Here is a 19,156-nt window from a genome sequence, read left to right on the forward strand (position 1 = left end):
AATGTCAGGGAGAGGCGATATGGCGCGCAAAGTTTTAGTTACCGGCGGAACCGGCTATATTGCAGGCTATATCATCCGGCAGCTGATAGTGGAGGGATGGGAAGTGAACACCACCGTCCGTTCGCTTTCCAAAGAAGCAAAGCTGCGCGAAATATTGGACGTGGACAATGGCCGGCTGCATGTCTTTGCCGCTGATCTTATGTCCGATGATGGCTGGGCAGATGCCATGGCGACATGCACTCATGTAGCGCATGTCGCTTCGCCGCTACCCGCTGCAACGCCGAAGCATGAAGATGATCTGATCGTGCCCGCACGCGATGGCGCTTTGCGGGCGCTGCGTTATGCGAAAGATGCGGGCGTAGAACGGGTGGTGATGACGTCATCCATGGCGGCGGTAGCGTACGGCGTAGGCCGGGGAACGCACCATTTTGACGAGAGTCACTGGAGCAATATCGACCATCCTGATGCCTATCCCTATGTGAAATCTAAAACCATTGCCGAGCGCGAGGCGCGAAAATGGATGACTGAGAACGGGGGCAGCATGGAATACTGCTCGATCAATCCCGGCATGGTGCTTGGTCCCCAGATGAGCGATGATTTTTCAACTTCGCTCGAAGCTGTTAAAAAACTGCTCGAAGGCGCATTTCCTGGCACACCTGACCTGGGCTTTGCTGTGGTAGATGTGCGCGACGTGGCGGATCTGCATGTGAAGGCATTGACCGCATCCGATATGGATGGTGAACGCTTTTTGGCAGCAGGCAAATTTTTTAAAATGCGCGAGATTGCGGATTTGTTGATTGAGAATTTGGGCAAGGATGCGCGTAAGGTTCCGAAACGCAATCTGCCTGACTGGGTGATGAAATTTGTGGGTAAGTTTGATCCCGTTGCCGCAAGCGTTGTTTCAGAGCTGGGCAAGGTTCGGATTGTCGATTCAGGCCATGCCCGGGGAAAATTGGGCTGGACGATGCGGCCTGAGGAAGACAGCGTATTGGATACGGCGCGAGATTTGATCGCGCGGGGCATTGTGAAAGTGTGAATTTAATCGTTCGATTAATTGCAATATATTCCGGTTTGTGGAAAGGCTGTGTCTAAAGGTAAACAGCCCATTCAAGAAGCTGGAGATGACATGCAGGAAATTCTGGAACAGGTAGAACAAAAACGTGCGGCGGCTAGGCTGGGCGGCGGGCAGAAGCGCATTGATGCACAGCACGCCAAGGGTAAGCTGACCGCGCGCGAACGGATCGAAGTGCTGCTCGATCCGGGTTCCTTTGAAGAAATCGATATGTATGTCGAGCATAACTGCGTTGACTTTGGGATGGAGGAAACGAAAGTTCCGGGTGATGGTGTTGTTACCGGTTCTGGCACAATCAACGGCCGTCTTGTGTTCCTGTTCAGCCAGGACTTTACCGTTTTCGGCGGGTCTTTGTCAGAGCGCCATGCGGAAAAAATCTGTAAGGTCATGGACAACGCCATGAAAGTCGGCGCGCCGGTTATAGGCATTAACGACAGTGGCGGTGCGCGTATTCAGGAAGGCGTGGCATCGCTCGGCGGGTATGCCGAAGTGTTTCAGCGCAATGTACTGGCGAGCGGTGTTGTACCGCAAATCTCGCTTATAATGGGGCCATGCGCCGGCGGCGCCGTCTATTCCCCCGCGATGACCGACTTTATTCTGATGGTAAAGGATTCCAGTTACATGTTCGTCACTGGCCCCGATGTGGTCAAGACAGTAACGAACGAAGTCGTGACGCAGGAGGAATTGGGCGGTGCGGTGACGCACACAACCAAGTCTGGCGTGGCCGATATTGCGTTCGATAACGACATCGATGCGCTGCTCGCAGCGCGCGACCTGGTCGATTTCCTGCCGCTTAACAATCAGAAAGAGGTTCCTGAAAGGCCAACAGCGGACGCATGGGACAGGATTGAGGATAGCCTGGATACGCTTGTACCCGACAATGCTAATGCGCCCTATGATATGCACGAGCTGATCCGCAAAACTGTTGACGAGAGCGATTTTTTTGAAGTCCAGCCCGATCATGCAGGCAACATTATCTGCGGGTTTGGGCGCGTTGAAGGCCGCACGGTTGGTATCGTTGCGAACCAGCCTATGGTGCTTGCCGGGTGCCTTGATATCGGCGCATCTAAAAAAGCAGGGCGTTTTGTGCGTTTCTGTGATGCATTTGAAATCCCGATTGTCACCTTTGTCGATGTGCCCGGGTTTCTGCCCGGCGTAAGTCAGGAGCACAACGGCATTATCAAACATGGTGCAAAACTGCTGTTTGCCTATGCAGAGGCGACTGTACCAAAAATTACTGTTATCACGCGAAAAGCCTATGGCGGCGCCTATGATGTCATGGCGTCAAAGCATTTACGCGGTGATCTCAATTACGCCTGGCCCACCGCGGAAATTGCTGTCATGGGTGCGAAAGGAGCCGTCGAGATCATCTTCCGCAAGGATATTGGCGACGCTGACAAGATTGCCGAAAAAACCAAGGAATATGAAGATCGCTTTGCTAACCCGTTCGTGGCCGCGAGCAAAGGCTTTATCGACGAGGTCATAATGCCACACTCAACCCGGCGGCGCATTGCACTGGGGTTACGCAAGCTGCGGAACAAGCAGCTCGATAACCCGTGGAAGAAACATGACAATATTCCTCTTTAGAAAGTAACATATGCCATCAGGATTATTAGCATTACTCGATGATGTGGCTGCAATTGCCAAGGTTGCGGCCGCGTCGATTGACGATATTGGTGCGGCAGCAGGGCGCGCCGGATCAAAGGCCGCAGCCGTTGTAATTGACGATGCTGCGGTGACGCCGCGTTATGTGACGGGTTTCTCGCCGGCGCGCGAATTACCTATGATCTGGAGAATCGCCAAGGGGTCAATCAAGAACAAGCTGTTGTTCCTGCTTCCGGCGGCGGTGTTGCTGGGACAGTTCGCGCCGTTCCTGATCCCGATCGTGCTGATTATAGGCGGGCTTTTCCTCTGCTATGAGGCTGCTGAAAAAGTGCTTGAGCTATTTCATGTCGATGAAACCAATGTACATGATGCTCCGGCCATAGTCGAAGGCGGGAACCGTGAAGATGAAATGGTTGCCGGCGCTATTCGCACCGACCTGATACTGTCCGCGGAGATCATGGCGATTGCCCTGTCAGAAGTGGCGGATACAGGCTGGTGGCAGCAGGCCATAATCCTAGCGATTATCGGGATCGTTATCACGATTATCGTTTATGGGGCCGTAGCGCTCATCGTCAAAATGGATGATATAGGCCTGCATCTTGCGCAGACGCGCGAGGGAGCAATGGCCAGATTCGGGCAGGGCCTTGTTTCCTTTATGCCGCGGCTGCTGACTACCATATCAATCATCGGGACGCTTGCCATGGCTTGGGTGGGCGGTGGCCTGCTGGTGCACAACGCCGCCGAATTGGGTTGGCATGGACCGGAGCATTTGATTGAAATGATCGCCGAGCCAATTGTCCATGCCGTACCTATGGGCATGCAGGGTTTTCTCGGTTGGCTGATCTTCGCGGTGCTTTCAGGCTTGGCAGGCACAGCCATTGGCGCGGTGATTGCACCTATTGTGCACAAAGTAGTGCCACACGGGGAGGGGCATTGATATGAAACTGGGCCGTCTCAACCATATTGGCGTTGCCACACCTTCCATCGCGGACAGCATCATTTATTGGCGTGATGTCATGGGTGCAACACATATCCATGACCCTTTCGACCTGCCTGAACAGGGCGTCAAAGTATGCTTTGTTGATACGCCTGCCGATGGTCCCAATAATGGCACCCAGATTGAACTGATCGAGCCATTGCCAGGCAACACATCCATTCAGGGCTTTTTGGATAAAAACCCGCTGGGCGGTCAGCATCATATCTGTTTTGAAGTACCTGAAATACATGCGGCAAAAACTGAATTTGAAGCCATGAGCAAGCGTGTGCTGGGCGAACCCCGCATTGGCGCGCATGGAACTCCGATATTTTTTGTGCATCCCAAAGATATGCAGGGGATGCTGGTAGAGATTATGGAAAGCCCGAAAGAGGGTACGGGGCATTAGGCCGCGATTTATAAGGACAAGAAGATGCAATATGACATGCTGAAACTGGACATGGATGAAAGCACCCACGTCGCGACCATCACTCTGAACCGGCCAGAGCGGCTTAATGCCATGCCGCCATCTATGGCGGATGAGGTTGTCAAAGCCATTGATGCTGCGCTGGCACACAAGGCGCGGGCGATACTGGTGACGGGTGAGGGACGAGCTTTTTGTTCGGGCGCGGATCTGGCCAGTGGAGGAGACCTTGCTGCGGCCGCGAGCGGCGGTGCAGCAGCCAAGGCTTCGTTGGATAACAGCTATCACCCGATGATGAAAAAGGTCGCGGAAATCCCGGTGCCTTTCATCACTGCAGTCAATGGTCCTGCTGCAGGTGTCGGTTGTTCGCTTGCGCTGTCAGGTGATTTTGTCGTAGCAGGCGCATCGGCCTATTTTCTGCAGGCATTTGTCAATATCGGCCTGGTTCCCGATGGCGGTGCGACATGGATGCTGCCACGCCTGCTTGGCAAGGCTCGGGCGTTTGAGATGATGATGCTGGGTGAAAAAATCCGTGCTGGCAAGGCATATGAGTGGGGCATGATACACAAGGCCGCGTCTGACGAAGAATTGATGACCGAAGCGCGCGTTCTCGCCGAACGCCTTGCCGCCGGCCCGACAATGGCGCTGGGCATCATGCGGCGTATGGCCATGGAAAATCTTGACCGGACCTATGATGAGGCGCTGGATGCGGAAGCAAATGGACAACATATAGCAGGTGACAGTGCAGATGCACGGATCGGTGCAATTGCTTTCCTGAAAAAGGAAAAGGCCGAATTTATCGGTAAGTAGTTCAGCATTGCCATTAGTGCAGAGCTCTTGCTTGAAACACGTTGCGACTTATTGGGAAACGCCCTTCGACAAGCTCAGGGCTAGCGGTTATAGGGTTATGATATGACTGATAAACCGACAATTGATGACTGGCAGGTCAAAGCTGAAAAGGAAACCAAGGGCAAGAACCTGAACTGGAACACGCCCGAAGGTATTACCGTTAAGCCGATTTACACGGCGGATGATGTGGAAAGCGATCCCGGCTTGCCTGGTTTTGCGCCTTACACGCGCGGGCCCTATGCCAGCATGTATACAGGCCGTCCGTGGACCATCCGGCAATATGCAGGTTTTTCAACTGCTGAGGAATCAAACGCTTTTTACCGCCGCAACCTTGCCGCCGGGCAAAAGGGGCTGTCAGTGGCGTTCGATCTTGCCACGCACAGGGGCTATGATAGCGATCATCCGCGCGTTTTGGGTGATGTTGGTAAGGCCGGTGTTGCCATTGACTCGGTCGAGGATATGAAAATTCTGTTCGACCAGATTCCGCTCGATAAAATGTCGGTGTCGATGACGATGAACGGTGCGGTTATTCCGTGCCTGGCATTTTATATCATCGCTGCGGAAGAGCAGGGCGTGTCGCCGGATCAGCTCGCAGGCACGATCCAGAATGATATCCTCAAAGAATTTATGGTGCGCAACACCTATATCTATCCACCCGAACCATCGATGCGGATTATCTCCGATATTTTTGCCTATACCAGCGACAATATGCCCAAATTCAACAGCATATCCATTTCCGGTTATCATATGCAGGAGGCGGGCGCGACGCAGGTGCAGGAACTTGCTTTTACTATCGCTGATGGCATGGAATATGTGAAATATGGCGTCGCGTCGGGGCTGGATATCGATAAGTTTGCAGGGCGGCTGAGCTTCTTTTTTGCGATTGGCATGAATTTCTTTATGGAAGTCGCCAAATTGCGCGCGGCGCGGCTGTTATGGCACCGGGCCATGACACAGCTTGGCGCGCAGTCGGAACGTTCGAAAATGCTGCGCACGCATTGCCAGACATCGGGCGTGTCGCTGACCGAGCAGGATCCGTATAATAACGTCATCCGCACCACAGTCGAAGCGATGGCGGCGATGCTGGGCGGTACGCAGTCGCTGCACACCAATGCGCTTGACGAAGCGATTGCGTTACCCACAGACTTTTCCGCAAGAATCGCACGTAATACGCAGATAATATTACAGGAAGAAACCGGCATGACCAATGTGGTCGATCCGCTGGGTGGCTCCTATTATGTGGAGGCACTGACCAAGGAGCTGGCCGATAAGGCGTGGGAAATTATCGAGCGCGTGGAAAGCGAGGGCGGCATGGCCAATGCGGTGGCCGCTGGGTGGCCCAAGGCGATGATAGAAGAAGCCGCTGCCGCGTCACAGGCCCGGGTTGATCGCGGTGATGCGACCATTGTGGGCGTCAATAAATACCGTTTGAATGAGGAAGAACTGCTCGAAACGCTGGAAGTCGACAATACAAAAGTGCGTGAGGGGCAGATTGCCAGTCTCAAGCAGATCCGGGCCGCACGTGATGAAGATGCCTGCCAGGCAGCACTCAGGGCGCTTGCCGAAGGCGCACAGGGCAAAGGTAATCTGCTGGCGCTGGCGGTGGATGCGGCGCGTGAGCGCGCAACACTGGGTGAGATATCCGCTGCGATGGAAGAGGTTTTTGGTCGCTACAACACTGTACCTGCCCCTGTGAAAGGTGTTTACGGTGCGCCTTATGCAGGGGATACACGCTGGCAGCACGTGCTGGACGGTGTGGATGCTGTCGAAAACCGATTGGGCCGCAAACCTAAATTGATGGTCGCCAAGATGGGGCAGGACGGCCATGATCGCGGAGCCAATGTGATTGCATCGGCTTTTACCGATATGGGCTTTGAAGTCATAAGCGGGCCTTTATTCCAAACGCCTGAGGAATCGGCAGCTATGGCAATTGATACTGATGTCGATGTGGTCGGCGCATCTTCGCTCGCCGCCGGACACAAAACGCTCGTGCCTGACCTTATCACCAAATTGAAAGAAGCCGGACGGGGCGATATCAAGGTAATTGCGGGCGGTGTTATCCCACCGCAGGACTATGATTTCCTGCGCGATGCAGGTGTGCAAGGAATATACGGTCCGGGTTCCAATATTGTCGAATGCGCTGCTGATGTGCTGCGCCTGCTTGGCCACAATATGCCGCCTTTGGATGAAGCCGCCGAATGAGCAGACGCGGCACATATTGGGGCATATTGCTCTTGCTAACGGCGCCTTTGCCCGTATTGCACGCGCAGGAAGATGCGCCCAATATTGCCCCGGTACGCACGCCTGATTTTGAAAACCTTACGCAGCTTTTCAAAGAGAGCTGTTATACTGCGCTTGATGATGTAGAGGCTGTGAGCACCGTTGTTACTGCATCTGGTTTTGGTTTCACCAAACAAGCCGTGCGGATTGGCCGCAAATGGACGGCGGACAATATGGCGCTTACCTATGTGGGTATCGGCAAATTACCCGCAAAGCTGCCTGCACCGCAATGCGCGCTTTCCGCGCAGCTTGCGAGTAAGAACGATCATCTGACGCTGAAATCAGCGCTGTGGCGCAAACTGGGCATTTCCGGCGGGCGTTCCAGTGGCAAGGGCGGAAAGTATAACAGTATTATTGATATAGACGGTGAGGATAACAGCAAAAGGCGGCTTTTCTTTACCAGCCAGAAAGGGCAGAGTAGCCGCATATATATCAAGATAATGCTGGTTAAGCTGAAACAGCAAAATGACATGCAAGAAAGTAATCCATGACTGAAATCCGCACCGACTGGGCTCGCGATCAAATCGCCGAGCTGTTCAATATGTCCTTTACCGAATTGCTGTTTCAGGCAGCAACGGTCCACCGCGAATATCACAAGCCGGATCAAGTCCAGCTTTGTACGCTCCTGTCGATCAAAACCGGTGGTTGCCCCGAGGATTGCGGCTATTGCTCGCAGTCTGTTGAAGCAGACAGCGGTGTAAAAGCCACCAAATTGATGGATGTGCGGCAAATCTTGCAAGGTGCGGCGCAGGCCAAGGATAATGGCAGCCAGCGTTTCTGCATGGGGGCGGCATGGCGTAATCCCAAAGACCGCGATATGCCAGCGATCGTGGAGATTGTGAAAGGCGTGCGTGATATGGGGTTGGAAACTTGCATGACGCTCGGCATGTTAACGCCGAAACAGGCGGATATGCTGGCCGAGGCGGGCCTTGATTACTATAACCATAATATCGACAGCAGCCCCGAATATTACGAAAAGGCAATCTCTACCCGCAAGATGCAGGACCGGCTCGATACGCTGACGCATGTTCGTGATAGCGGCATTAATGTCTGTTCGGGCGGCATTGTCGGTATGGGTGAAACGCGGGAGGACCGCGTTGGATTTATCCATACACTGGCGACATTGCCACAACATCCCGAAAGTGTGCCCGTGAACGCACTCGTACCGGTCAAGGGTACGGTGCTGGGAGATATGCTGGCGGATACACCAATGGCGAAGATTGACGATATCGAATTTGTCCGTACCGTTGCTGCGGCGCGCATCACCATGCCGTTGTCGATGGTACGGCTATCCGCAGGCCGCGAAAGCATGTCAGAGGCCGCACAGGCGCTCTGCTTTATTGCGGGTGCAAACAGCATCTTCACTGGCGATAAACTGCTCACCGCGCCGAATGCGGGCGATGACAGCGATGCGGCACTGTTTGAGAAACTGGGACTTGTGGCGTTACAGGGTGAGGAGCCATTACGGGCGTGTAAAGCCGGTGAGTTGGAGGCGGCTGAATAATGCTTAAAAAAATCCTGATCGCGAATCGCGGCGAAATTGCCTGCCGGGTTATTCGTACGGCGAAGAAAATGGGCATTGCCACTGTGGCGGTCTATTCCGATGCCGATGCGCGCTCTCCGCATGTTGAGATGGCGGATGAGGCGGTGCATATTGGCCCCGCGGCGGCATCTGAATCCTATCTGGTAGCCGACAAGATTATCGCGGCGTGCAAGGAAACTGGCGCGGATGCAGTACATCCAGGTTATGGTTTCCTGTCAGAGCGCGAAAGTTTTGCCAAGCAGCTTGCAGACGAAAACATCACCTTTATCGGTCCACCTCCAAACGCCATTGCGGCTATGGGCGACAAGATCGAGTCCAAGAAACTTGCCGAAAAAGCCGGTGTTAGCGTTGTTCCGGGGCATATTGGCGAAATTGATGATACCGATCATGCCGTGAAAATCGCCACCGAAATCGGCTATCCGGTGATGATGAAGGCGAGCGCGGGTGGTGGCGGCAAGGGGATGCGGCTTGCCTATAGCGAGAAAGACGTGCGCGAGGGATTTGAAGCGACCAAGCGCGAGGGCCTGAGCAGCTTTGGCGATGACCGCGTGTTTATCGAGAAATTTATCGAGCAGCCCCGCCATATTGAAATACAGGTGCTGGGCGATAAACATGGAAACATCGTCTACCTGAACGAGCGCGAATGTTCGATCCAGAGGCGTCACCAGAAGGTCGTTGAGGAAGCCCCATCACCGTTCGTTGATACAAAAATGCGCAAGGCCATGGGCGAGCAGGCCGTGGCATTGGCTGCTGCCGTGGATTATCAAAGCGCGGGGACGGTTGAGCTCATCGTCGGTGCGGACAAAAGCTTTTATTTCCTCGAGATGAACACACGATTGCAGGTGGAACATCCGGTCACTGAGCAGATTACCGGGCTAGATCTGGTTGAACAGATGATCCGTGTGGCGGCAGGCGAGGAACTGGATTTCACGCAAGACGATGTACAGATTAATGGTTGGTCGATTGAAAACCGGGTTTATGCCGAGGACCCGTATCGCGGGTTCCTGCCCTCCACGGGCCGTTTGGTGCGTTATCGCCCACCTGCCATTACTAAGGGCATTCGCGTGGATGATGGTGTGGCCGAGGGCGGCGAAGTGTCGATCCATTACGACCCGATGATTGCCAAGCTTATCACCTATGCGGATACACGCGAAGAAGCGATTGACTTGCAGATCGCCGCGCTTGACCAGTTTGAAATTGATGGCCCTGGCCATAATATCGATTTTCTGTCCGCAATCATGCAGCATCCCAAGTTCCGTTCAGGTGATATCTCAACCGCATTTATTGCCGAGGAGTATCCAGATGGTTTCGGAGGTGCGACGCTTTCAGACGAATTGCTTACCCGGTTTGCAGCAATTGCCGCCTTTATTGCCACTGCGCATGCCGACCGTAATTTGCGGATTGATAATCAGCTTGGCGATCGGCTGCGTCCGCCGTCCGAATGGCGGGTTAAATCAGGTGACACAATGCTTGAAGTGTCGATCAGTGAGGATGCGGTTGTGGTAAATGGCGAGGAAGCGCCGCTTTCGATGGCCTATACACCCGGTGACGCCCTGGCCCTGGCGGAATTTGGTGAAGATGAATTGGCAGTGCGCATTGAACAGATACGTTCCGGTTTCCGCCTGACCGCGCATGGCGCGAGCCATGATCTACAGGTACTGCCCGCCCATATAGCCCGCCATGCGGTGCATATGATTGAAAAAGAGCCACCCGACCTTTCCAAATATCTGCTCTGCCCGATGCCTGGCCTGCTGGTAAAACTGCATGTGGGAGAGGGGGATAAGGTCGAGGCAGGCCAGCCGCTCGCGATTGTCGAGGCAATGAAGATGGAAAATATCCTGCGCGCCGAAAAAGCTGGCACGGTGCAGTCTGTCAGTGTAGCCGAAGGGGAAAGCCTCGCGGTTGATGCGATTATATTGGAGATGGAATGAGCCATCTTGCGCATGACCCGCAATCCCCCGCAGCGAAAGAAATTACGTTCGATGATTTCCTAAAAGTCGATATTCGTATCGGCACGATAATGCGTACCGAAGAATTTCCCGAAGCACGTAAGCCAGCCTATAAAATCTGGATCGACTTTGGCACAGGTATCGGAATACGTAAATCTAGCGTTCAAATAGTTGAAAAATATACGGTAAATAACTTAGTAGGTAAGCAGGTCGCCGCTGTTGTCAACTTTCAGTCGCGCCAGATTGGCCCGTTCATGTCACAGGTACTTACGCTCGGATTTGCTGATGAGGCAGGCGCTGTGACGTTGTTTTCGCCTGACAAATCTGTTCCCAATGGTGCACGGCTTTTTTAAGCATTGCAGGGTGTTGACAGTCAGCCTCTAAAACACTTTTCTACATACTATGGTCTATGCTAGCTCATGCAGTGATACATAAAGACAGAAAGCTGTCAGGGTGAGGGGACATATGAACGAAACAACCGAGGCCGCAGTGGCGCATGAGCCATCTGCAAAAGAAGTCCGCCTGGTGATTGGTGCGTCATCCGCGGGGACAATTTTCGAATGGTATGATTTTTTCATTTACGGCACGCTGTTTTACATTATCGGTCCCACGTTTTTTCCCAGCGGCAATGAAACGCTCGAAATCTTGCTTGTATGGGCGACATTTGCCATCGGTTTCGGCTTCCGTCCGGTAGGCGCGGTCCTGTTTGGGTTTTTGGGTGATAAACTTGGCCGCAAGTATACGTTTCTGGTGACTGTGACCCTTATGGGGATAGCCACTGCAGGGGTAGGGCTGGTACCGAGTTATGCCTCTATCGGCCTTGCCGCGCCCGCCATTGTGATCCTGCTACGTATAATACAGGGTCTGGCGCTGGGCGGTGAATATGGCGGCGCGGCAATATATGTCGCCGAACATGCTCCGCCCGAAAAGCGTGGGTTTTACACCAGTTTCATTCAGGCCAGTGTGGCGGGCGGTTTCGTGCTTAGCATCGCAGTGGTGCTTGCTTGCCGCTTCTTAATTCCTGCAGACGCTTTTGCGGAATGGGGTTGGCGTTTGCCGTTTCTCCTTTCCATCATCCTGCTCGGCATTTCGCTGTGGATGCGGCTTAAACTGTCGGAAAGCCCTGTTTTTCGCGCTATGAAAGCCGCGGGTGAAACTGCGCATAACCCGTTTGTTGAAAGTTTCACTTATCCCGGCAACAAGAAACGCATTTTTGTAGCACTTTTCGGGATTACCGGTGTTCTCACCACAATCTGGTACACTGCCTTTTTCTCCGGCATGAGTTTTCTGCGTGGTCCGATGCATGTTGAGGCTCTGACTGTTGAACTCATCCTGTTCGTCGCCGGGTTTATTGCCATGGGCTTCTACCTTATTATCGGCAAATGGTCGGACCGGGTTGGCCGTAAAAAACCAATTATTATCGGCGCCATATTGACGCTACTGCTCCTTTTTCCAGCTTTTTGGGGTTTGGGCAGCCTTGCCAATCCGGGACTTGCCCAGGCGGCAGAAAACACACCTATAACCGTTGAGGGAACGCAGTGCAGTACAGACCCATTTGCGGAGCTATTCAGCCGTGAACAGACGGACTGTGGGAAGGTACTGGAAACCCTGACGTCATCTGGCGTACCCTATGATGTGAAGCAGAGCGATAGCCTGCGTTTGCGGGCGGGAGATGGAGAAATCACTCTTGACCCGGCCTGGCTAGAGGACAGCAAAGAAAGGCGAGCAGGTATCCATTCTGCACTGGGTGAATATGGTTTTGACTTTTCAAAACAGCAACCAGGCATTGCCAATATTCTTGGCATAATCGCCATATTGCTGGGGTTGGGTATGCTGTCCGCACTGACATATGGTTCGGTTGCCGCGCTTCTTTCGGAGATGTTTCCGCCCAAAATCCGCTACAGTTCGATGTCGATCCCCTATCATATTGGCGCTGGTTATCTGGGCGGTTTCCTGCCGCTTATTGCAGGCGTCATTGTTGCAAGCACAGGAAATATCTACTCTGGTCTGTGGTATACATGGATTGTAGTGGCATTTGGTGTGATTGTGGCATGGTGGGGCCTTCCTGATGGCCCGCCGCGTGATTTTTCTGATGAAGAATAACTGTCCGTCTCCTGCTAGGCTGATACTGGACAGGGACGCATTAGTGTCCAACTGGAAGACGTTGGACCGGATGGGCGGCGCTGCTACGACAGGAGCCGCAGTCAAAGCAGACGGATACGGCCTGGGCGCCGCGGATATTGTCTCTATATTATATGATGCTGGATGCCGGGATTTTTACGTGGCTCATTGGCAAGAGGCTGCCCCTTTGCTGCCTTTTCTTCAGGATGCATCACTTTCGGTTTTGAACGGCCTTATGCCGCAGGATATGACAAATCCGGACCTGCACCACCCCTGTGTCAAACCTGTACTCAACAGCATGGCACAGGTGGAAAAGTGGATCGGGGCAGGGGCCGGCCGCTGTGACGTGATGGTGGATACGGGCATGAACCGCCTTGGCTTGCCCATGAATGAAATTGACAATGTGATGTTAGAACAGCTCGATATTGATGTATGTATGAGCCATCTGGCCTCTGCGGATGAGGATATACCGCAAAATACGGCGCAACTGGATAATTTCAGTATTGCGCGGTCGGCCATTAAGGCACGACGTTACAGCCTAGCCAATAGCGCGGGCATTGCGCTTGGTGAGGATTATCATTTTGATCTGACACGACCCGGTCTGGCCCTTTATGGAGGCATTGCGCGTGCCGAACTGAAAACAGATATTCGACCTGTCGTATCGCTGGAGGCCATTGTGCTGCAGGTTCGTGACCTGAAAGCGGGTGATCAAGTTGGTTATAACGCTAAATTTACCGCAGACAGGACAATGCGGATCGCAACCTGTGCACTGGGCTATGCCGATGGATATTTGCGGGCTTTTGCCGGTAATGGGGAAATGCTGCTGGATGGGCAGAGACTGCCCGTATTAGGCCGTATATCAATGGATCTGATAGCTGTTGATATCAGCAACATAGAAGCTTTGCAGGAAGGCGATATGGTCAAGTGCAGCTATGACCTGCAAAAGAGCGCTGCTGCGACTGGACTGTCACAATATGAACTGCTCACCAATCTGGGTGGGCGCTTTGACAGGGTGTGGCGCTAACTTTCTTATATTCGGCCCCGTGCAAGTTATGGTGCGGGGTATAGATCAATTGGAACTGACCCTGTTGCTGGATTCCTGATACGTGCACAAATAAAAATGGCGGCGGGTTTATACCCCACCGCCATTTTCTAAATGTATAGACGCTTCTTTTAGAAAGCAGCGTTGACGCTCACAAATGCACGGCGACCTACATAGTCATACTGCGATGCGAACACCGGAGCCTGGCCAATTGAACGAACACCAGCAAACACGGTGGACGCCCGTGGCGGCCGTGTGTTGAAAAGGTTCGACATACCTGCCGTAATTGTAAAGCTATCCTGTACCCGCAGCGAAAGAGACGCTGAGTGATAGAATGTCGGTGATAGACGTGTATCTGGGCAGAATTCAGGACCCGGGCGGAAGATTGAGGTACGGCAGAGCGAACCCTGTGTATCCAGAAGATCTTCCTCATCCGATGTGCCGCCGATTACATCAATGCCCCAGAATGCAGATACTGCACCTTTGTTCCAGGTAATGTTGAAGTCGCCAACCCATATAGGTTCACCGTTTTCGCCATTATCATCAATCGGAGTACCATCGAAAAGCTCGATTTTGTCTTCAATCTGCCAAGTCATTTGACCCAGTAGTGACAGGGTACCTAGGTTACCAAGATCCTGTACGATACGGGCTGTAACGTCGATGCCGCGGTTATCCTGACTGTTGATGTTTACGAAAGTATCGCTAACAGCCGTGATGTTGAATTCGTCGGTCGCCCCTGCAGGAGAACGTGTGATCTGGTCACACAATGGTTCATTAGGGAAGAATTCGGAATTGTAACAACCAATGATGATGTTACCTGCGCCAAGTGTGGTGATTTCGTCATCAATGGAGATATCGAAATAATCCACTGCCAGGCTAAATGACAGGCCATCCCAAAGGAAACCGGAAACATCAGGTGTGAAAACGACACTTGCCGTTTTAGCTGTCGATGTTTCAGGGGCAAGAGTGCCGATACCGCCACCGGAAGTGATTGTCGCACTGCCGGTCGCACCTGCGAAGTTGAGACCAATGCCGTCTGCGGCACAGTTGTCAACAATACGCTGGTTGGTGGTTCCGTTATCCAGTTTCGTCTGAAGGTTGGTACAGATGTCAATATCTTGCTGCCCCTGGAAACCGGTCTGGTTCTCGAGGAAGAGTTCAAACAGTGCGGGTGCACGGAATGAAGTACCCCAGCTACCACGAAGACGCAGCCAGTCTGTAACTTCCCAATTAACGCCAGCCTTCCATGTGAAGTCACTGAAGCTGTCTTTGACACCGTCGCGGCGTGTTGCATCCACTGAAGTGTAACGTGCCGCACCTGACAGTGTGAGCTGCTGGATTAAAGGCGTGTTATAGATGAGTGGCACTTCAATTTCGCCGAACACTTCTTTTGATACCGTACGGCCAGCCGTGATACCGGAAGATGTACGACGGTTCGCGTTACCGGCAAGAGTAACCTCACCTGGAACGTCGCGGATTTCGTCGCGGCGAATTTGTGTACCCAATGCAACGCCGACACCGCCTGCAGGCAGATCAAACAGATTGCCGGATACGATGGCTTCACCTGAAGTCTGTTCATACCGCGTGTTACCCGTTTCGTTACTGAACAGGAACGCTCTCTCTTGCGGTGTGAAATCACCACGCAGGACACGAGGGTCCAGGAAGTTGATGTCAATACATGGTGTGTTTGTGACAGGTGTATTCAACCCTACGCAAGAGCGTGTACGGAAATCCTGGGTAAAGATGGCATCATCAAGGATAACATCCTGGTTATATTCACCATCAGAACGGCTGTAGTGACCGTAAATATCCCAGTTCCATCCTGTCAGTGCGCCGCCAAAGTCACCACGGAAGCCTACGACACCGCGGTAATAGTCAATGTTTGTACCGCTGTCAGATTCAACAAGAAACAGGGGACGAAGCAGATAATTACCGCTGAAAGCTGTGTTCAGAGGGTCGCCTGCGTCACCCGGATTACAGTTGAAGTCGGAGCTAGGATCGCAGAAGAAATTTGGTAGTATCGAGCTGCCAGTAAACTGGAACACCGAGCCCTGCTGGAAACCGTCCGTATGTGTTTTACGTTTGTTGTAAAGCAGCTCGGTATAGACTTCGATATCGTCCGTGATGTTAAAGGCAGCATCAACATATGCACTGTAACGTTCAACTTCAGAGAAAACATCAGATGTCTGCTCAAGGGGTTCGAACTGGTTCAGTGCGCCCGTTGAAGGACCATCAAAGTTCAGACCGAAGAAGTTGGCTGGAGCAGTAACACCCGGGAAGCCATTAATTGCAACACCAACCTGGCTCAGGTCTGCGCCGGGTTCTGAATACTGACCGATAAACAACTGACGGCCATTAGGGCCTAGAAGACCGTTTGAAAAGCCAGGGCCCGTAAAGTCGTTGTTTGTAAGAACAAGATTACCAATCGTACCGCCACAGGCAGGCTGACCAGTACGGAAGTCGACGATATCGGCGCGGGTAGTGCCATCGATCCGTGTCAGGAACTCTTCTTCACAAAACAGGAAGTCACGATCATTGCGTTTCAGGCTATTTGCTTTGAAATAGTCAACTGTTGCAAGAATATGACCGCGATCAAATGTTTTACCGTAGGTAGCGTTAACGTTGTAAATTTCACGTGCGCCCTCGGTTGGAACCGATGCAAAGCCATTAAATTCAACGCCATCTGTATTCGTTTTCGTAATGATGTTGACAACACCGGCGATCGCGTCTGACCCGTAAATGGATGAAGCGCCCGTTTTCAGAATTTCTACTGAACGCACGATTGATGAAGGCAGAACGTTAAAGTCGAAAGATGTAACAGCACCGCGGACACCCGCAGGACCGGCACGGCGACCGTTCAAGAGAACAAGTGTACGTTCTGCGCCAAGGCCACGGAGCGATACAGTCTGGGCATCAGCGCCGCCATTGGTGACGAAGTTCGTTGAAATGGAAGAAATGATCTGGGTTGAACCAGCAGCAATAGGTGAGGATTGAATGATCTCCGCAAGTTCATTCTGGCCCTGTTTAGCAGCTAGTGCAGGGTCAATGATCGTGATCGGGTCAGAGCTGTTGAATTCGCTCCTGCGAATACGTGAACCGGTAATGACAATCGCTCCGCCATCGTCAGAGGCAGCAGGCGTTGACACGTCGCTCTGGACATCGTCACGCCGTGCAATGCATGCAGCGCGATCATCGTCGGTTGTGAAGACTTCGCAATCTTCCGGATTGTTGGCGCCGGCTTCCTGTGCGGATGCAGGCTGTGAAATAGCAAGCGCGAGCCCGAAAGCGGACGCTGCGCATAAAAAGCGTGTAGACTTCATCTGAAAATAACTCCCCAAGCAGATTTGATAATTAAAAATCAAAGTCGACATTCATAAAATGTTCAGATGAGTCAATGTCCGATTGGGCCACAAATATGATTTTACATTGAATCATGCCTGTAAATGTCAGTTTGTGGGCGGGTTGTAACTTATTTGTCACACATATGTGCGCTGTGATACGAAACTGTGATGCGACATAAAATTACGCTGAAAAATAATAAGTATTTACACACTAGATGTATACTTATTTTGAACAATGCTAATATTCTGAGTATACGATACGCATGAAACTCTAGTTGGAATTTTTGTCCAACCAGGATTGCATTTCTCTCCTGAGGGTGTTTCTTGCAGTGCTTCCAACCACCATCCCAACATGTCCTGCATCTAATACCATACGATTTTTCATATTCGGAGAACTCGCAATAGGCACAATGGAATCAGTGCGTGATGCGAATTCGAGCACTGGCATGTGAATAGCTTCAGAGGTGATAATCTGCCCTGCAATATGCCATTGGTTCTTACCGGGAATGTTGCGACTGTAAAAATCTTCAAACAATTGCTGGGCAAAGGCAAACGGCAGAGGTTCACCGCCATTTGCCCAATCCTCAATCGATACAAACCTCCGGAGGCTATTGGATTCAGGATCTTTACCGGCAAGGCGGGCATATTTGTTAAAGAGACTACCACCCGACAGTGTCCAGAACCCGCTCTGGATAATTTCCATTGGTACTAGACCGATAGCATCGCATGATGGTTTATTTACGTCCCAAAGCGCGGAAAGATCACGGCGGCGTTGATCGCTATATCCATCGAACTTCCATGGCGGTGCAAGGAGCGTGAGGCTTTTGACCGGTGTCATACAGCTTGCGGCCATGGCCAGTAAGCCTCCCAGGCAATAACCTACGAGATGTATGGGGCGGTTTTGCGATTGCAACAACGGTACGAGATAATCGGTTATATATGTGTCTATGTTTTCATGTGCATGTTCCGGCAGCGTCTTGCCCCAATGGAGCAGTACGGGATCAAAACCTTGCTGTGACAGATAACGCATTAACGATGCATCATTATCAATGTCCAATATATAGGCTGAATTAATTGGCGAGGGCACGAATATGACCATTTCCTGCCCTTCCAGGGAGGGATAAGGGCGCCTTAACTCCACGCGGCCCTGCACGGCGATAAGCGTACCGGGGGAAGGTTGATGGTTGCGCGGGGCATGTTGATAAAGCTCGACGCCTTCTAAAACTCGAGTCATTTTTTCAGGCTCATGCCCCATAGTTTCCCACAGCATTTTCATAAAAAGCGGTAAGGGGCGGGGTCCATGTTGCGGCGCACTATGATTGGATGCTAGGGTCTGTGTAATTTCTTCTGGAGAGCTATGCATGTCCGATTCCCAATCTGCTTCCGATGATGCCATCATCATCAAAAAATACGCCAATCGCAGGCTGTATAATACACAGTCTTCCAGCTATATTACGCTGGACTATCTTGCGAAAATGACACGTGACGGAACGGACTTCAAGGTTGTTGATGCCAAGACCGGCGCTGACATCACTCATAATATCCTGACCCAGATCATCATGGAAGAAGAAAGCAGCGGGCAGCAGATGTTACCGGTCAGTTTCCTCCGCGAACTGATTTCCATGTATGGCAATTCGATGCAATCGATGATCCCGCAATATCTGGAGGCGTCGATGGAATCCTTCCGTGCCAATCAAGAAAAATTTCAAAAAGCAGTTAAAGGGAGCCTCGCTGCCAACCCGTTTACCAAGCTTGCCGAGCAGAACATGGCGATGATGCGCGGTGCGGCAGATGTTTTGATCCCAGGCTCTTCCAAACGGCGCGGTGATAAATCAGAGGATGCCGATAAGCAGGAAATTGCAGATCTCAAAGCACAGCTTGCCGAGATGCAGAAGAAAATGGACGCGCTTACCAAGGATAAATAGGTAGAGCATGAACGCTGCGCCCGAAATGACAC

General features: G+C 52.2%; 15 protein-coding genes. 13 read left to right on the forward strand and 2 right to left on the reverse strand.

What is annotated here, in order from left to right:
* The first annotated feature begins 19 nt into the window (after positions 1 to 19).
* The 12 genes from G6Q15_RS00855 to alr all read left to right on the forward strand — a co-directional run bounded on the left by G6Q15_RS00855 (position 20) and on the right by alr (position 13,840).
* Positions 20 to 1,036, forward strand: coding sequence for an aldehyde reductase (locus tag G6Q15_RS00855; protein WP_164114584.1), 1,017 nt, complete (start codon positions 20 to 22; stop codon positions 1,034 to 1,036).
* Positions 1,037 to 1,126: 90 nt separating this feature from the next.
* Entirely contained in the window at positions 1,127 to 2,659 is a 1,533-nt protein-coding gene (locus G6Q15_RS00860) for an acyl-CoA carboxylase subunit beta (RefSeq protein WP_164115062.1), read from the forward strand.
* Between the two features lie 10 nt (positions 2,660 to 2,669).
* A complete protein-coding gene (locus G6Q15_RS00865) occupies positions 2,670 to 3,614 on the forward strand; it encodes a DUF808 domain-containing protein (protein WP_164114586.1) in 945 nt (314 codons plus the stop codon).
* 1 nt (position 3,615) lies between these two features.
* Positions 3,616 to 4,059, forward strand: coding sequence for a methylmalonyl-CoA epimerase (gene mce / locus G6Q15_RS00870; RefSeq protein WP_164114588.1), 444 nt, complete (start codon positions 3,616 to 3,618; stop codon positions 4,057 to 4,059).
* Between the two features lie 24 nt (positions 4,060 to 4,083).
* Positions 4,084 to 4,884, forward strand: coding sequence for an enoyl-CoA hydratase-related protein (locus G6Q15_RS00875; RefSeq protein ID WP_164114590.1), 801 nt, complete (start codon positions 4,084 to 4,086; stop codon positions 4,882 to 4,884).
* Between the two features lie 102 nt (positions 4,885 to 4,986).
* The gene (scpA, locus tag G6Q15_RS00880; protein ID WP_164114592.1) at positions 4,987 to 7,125 is read left to right on the forward strand and encodes a methylmalonyl-CoA mutase; all 2,139 of its coding nucleotides are present in this window, start codon (positions 4,987 to 4,989) and stop codon (positions 7,123 to 7,125) included.
* A complete protein-coding gene (locus tag G6Q15_RS00885; RefSeq protein WP_164114594.1) occupies positions 7,122 to 7,694 on the forward strand; it encodes a hypothetical protein in 573 nt (190 codons plus the stop codon). Before scpA ends, G6Q15_RS00885 begins: the two co-directional genes overlap by 4 nt.
* Positions 7,691 to 8,707 carry a biotin synthase BioB gene (gene bioB, locus G6Q15_RS00890; RefSeq protein WP_164114596.1) on the forward strand — a complete coding sequence of 339 codons (1,017 nt, stop codon included), beginning with the start codon at positions 7,691 to 7,693 and terminating at the stop codon, positions 8,705 to 8,707. Before G6Q15_RS00885 ends, bioB begins: the two co-directional genes overlap by 4 nt.
* Positions 8,707 to 10,677, forward strand: a complete 1,971-nt coding sequence (locus G6Q15_RS00895; protein WP_164114598.1) for an acetyl/propionyl/methylcrotonyl-CoA carboxylase subunit alpha — start codon at positions 8,707 to 8,709, stop codon at positions 10,675 to 10,677. Before bioB ends, G6Q15_RS00895 begins: the two co-directional genes overlap by 1 nt.
* Positions 10,674 to 11,048, forward strand: a complete 375-nt coding sequence (locus G6Q15_RS00900) for a tRNA-binding protein (RefSeq protein ID WP_164114600.1) — start codon at positions 10,674 to 10,676, stop codon at positions 11,046 to 11,048. Before G6Q15_RS00895 ends, G6Q15_RS00900 begins: the two co-directional genes overlap by 4 nt.
* 112 nt (positions 11,049 to 11,160) lie before the next feature.
* Positions 11,161 to 12,798 carry an MFS transporter gene (locus G6Q15_RS00905; RefSeq protein ID WP_164114601.1) on the forward strand — a complete coding sequence of 546 codons (1,638 nt, stop codon included), beginning with the start codon at positions 11,161 to 11,163 and terminating at the stop codon, positions 12,796 to 12,798.
* Positions 12,788 to 13,840, forward strand: coding sequence for an alanine racemase (gene alr / locus G6Q15_RS00910; RefSeq protein ID WP_164115064.1), 1,053 nt, complete (start codon positions 12,788 to 12,790; stop codon positions 13,838 to 13,840). The genes G6Q15_RS00905 and alr overlap by 11 nt, the downstream gene beginning before the upstream one ends.
* Before the next feature lie 149 nt (positions 13,841 to 13,989).
* Here alr and G6Q15_RS00915 read toward each other — a convergent pair whose 3' ends face one another.
* Positions 13,990 to 17,178: a TonB-dependent receptor gene (locus G6Q15_RS00915; RefSeq protein ID WP_164114603.1), complete on the reverse strand. Its 3,189-nt coding sequence runs from the start codon at positions 17,176 to 17,178 to the stop codon at positions 13,990 to 13,992.
* A gap of 292 nt (positions 17,179 to 17,470) precedes the next feature.
* A complete protein-coding gene (locus G6Q15_RS00920) occupies positions 17,471 to 18,475 on the reverse strand; it encodes an alpha/beta fold hydrolase (RefSeq protein WP_164114606.1) in 1,005 nt (334 codons plus the stop codon).
* 85 nt (positions 18,476 to 18,560) lie between these two features.
* On the opposite strand from G6Q15_RS00920, the gene phaR reads away from it, so the two are divergent.
* Positions 18,561 to 19,124: a polyhydroxyalkanoate synthesis repressor PhaR gene (gene phaR, locus G6Q15_RS00925; protein WP_164114608.1), complete on the forward strand. Its 564-nt coding sequence runs from the start codon at positions 18,561 to 18,563 to the stop codon at positions 19,122 to 19,124.
* Positions 19,125 to 19,156 lie beyond the last annotated feature (32 nt).

The sequence above is a fragment of the Sphingorhabdus sp. Alg239-R122 genome, from assembly GCF_900537065.1.
GTDB lineage: Bacteria > Pseudomonadota > Alphaproteobacteria > Sphingomonadales > Sphingomonadaceae > Alg239-R122.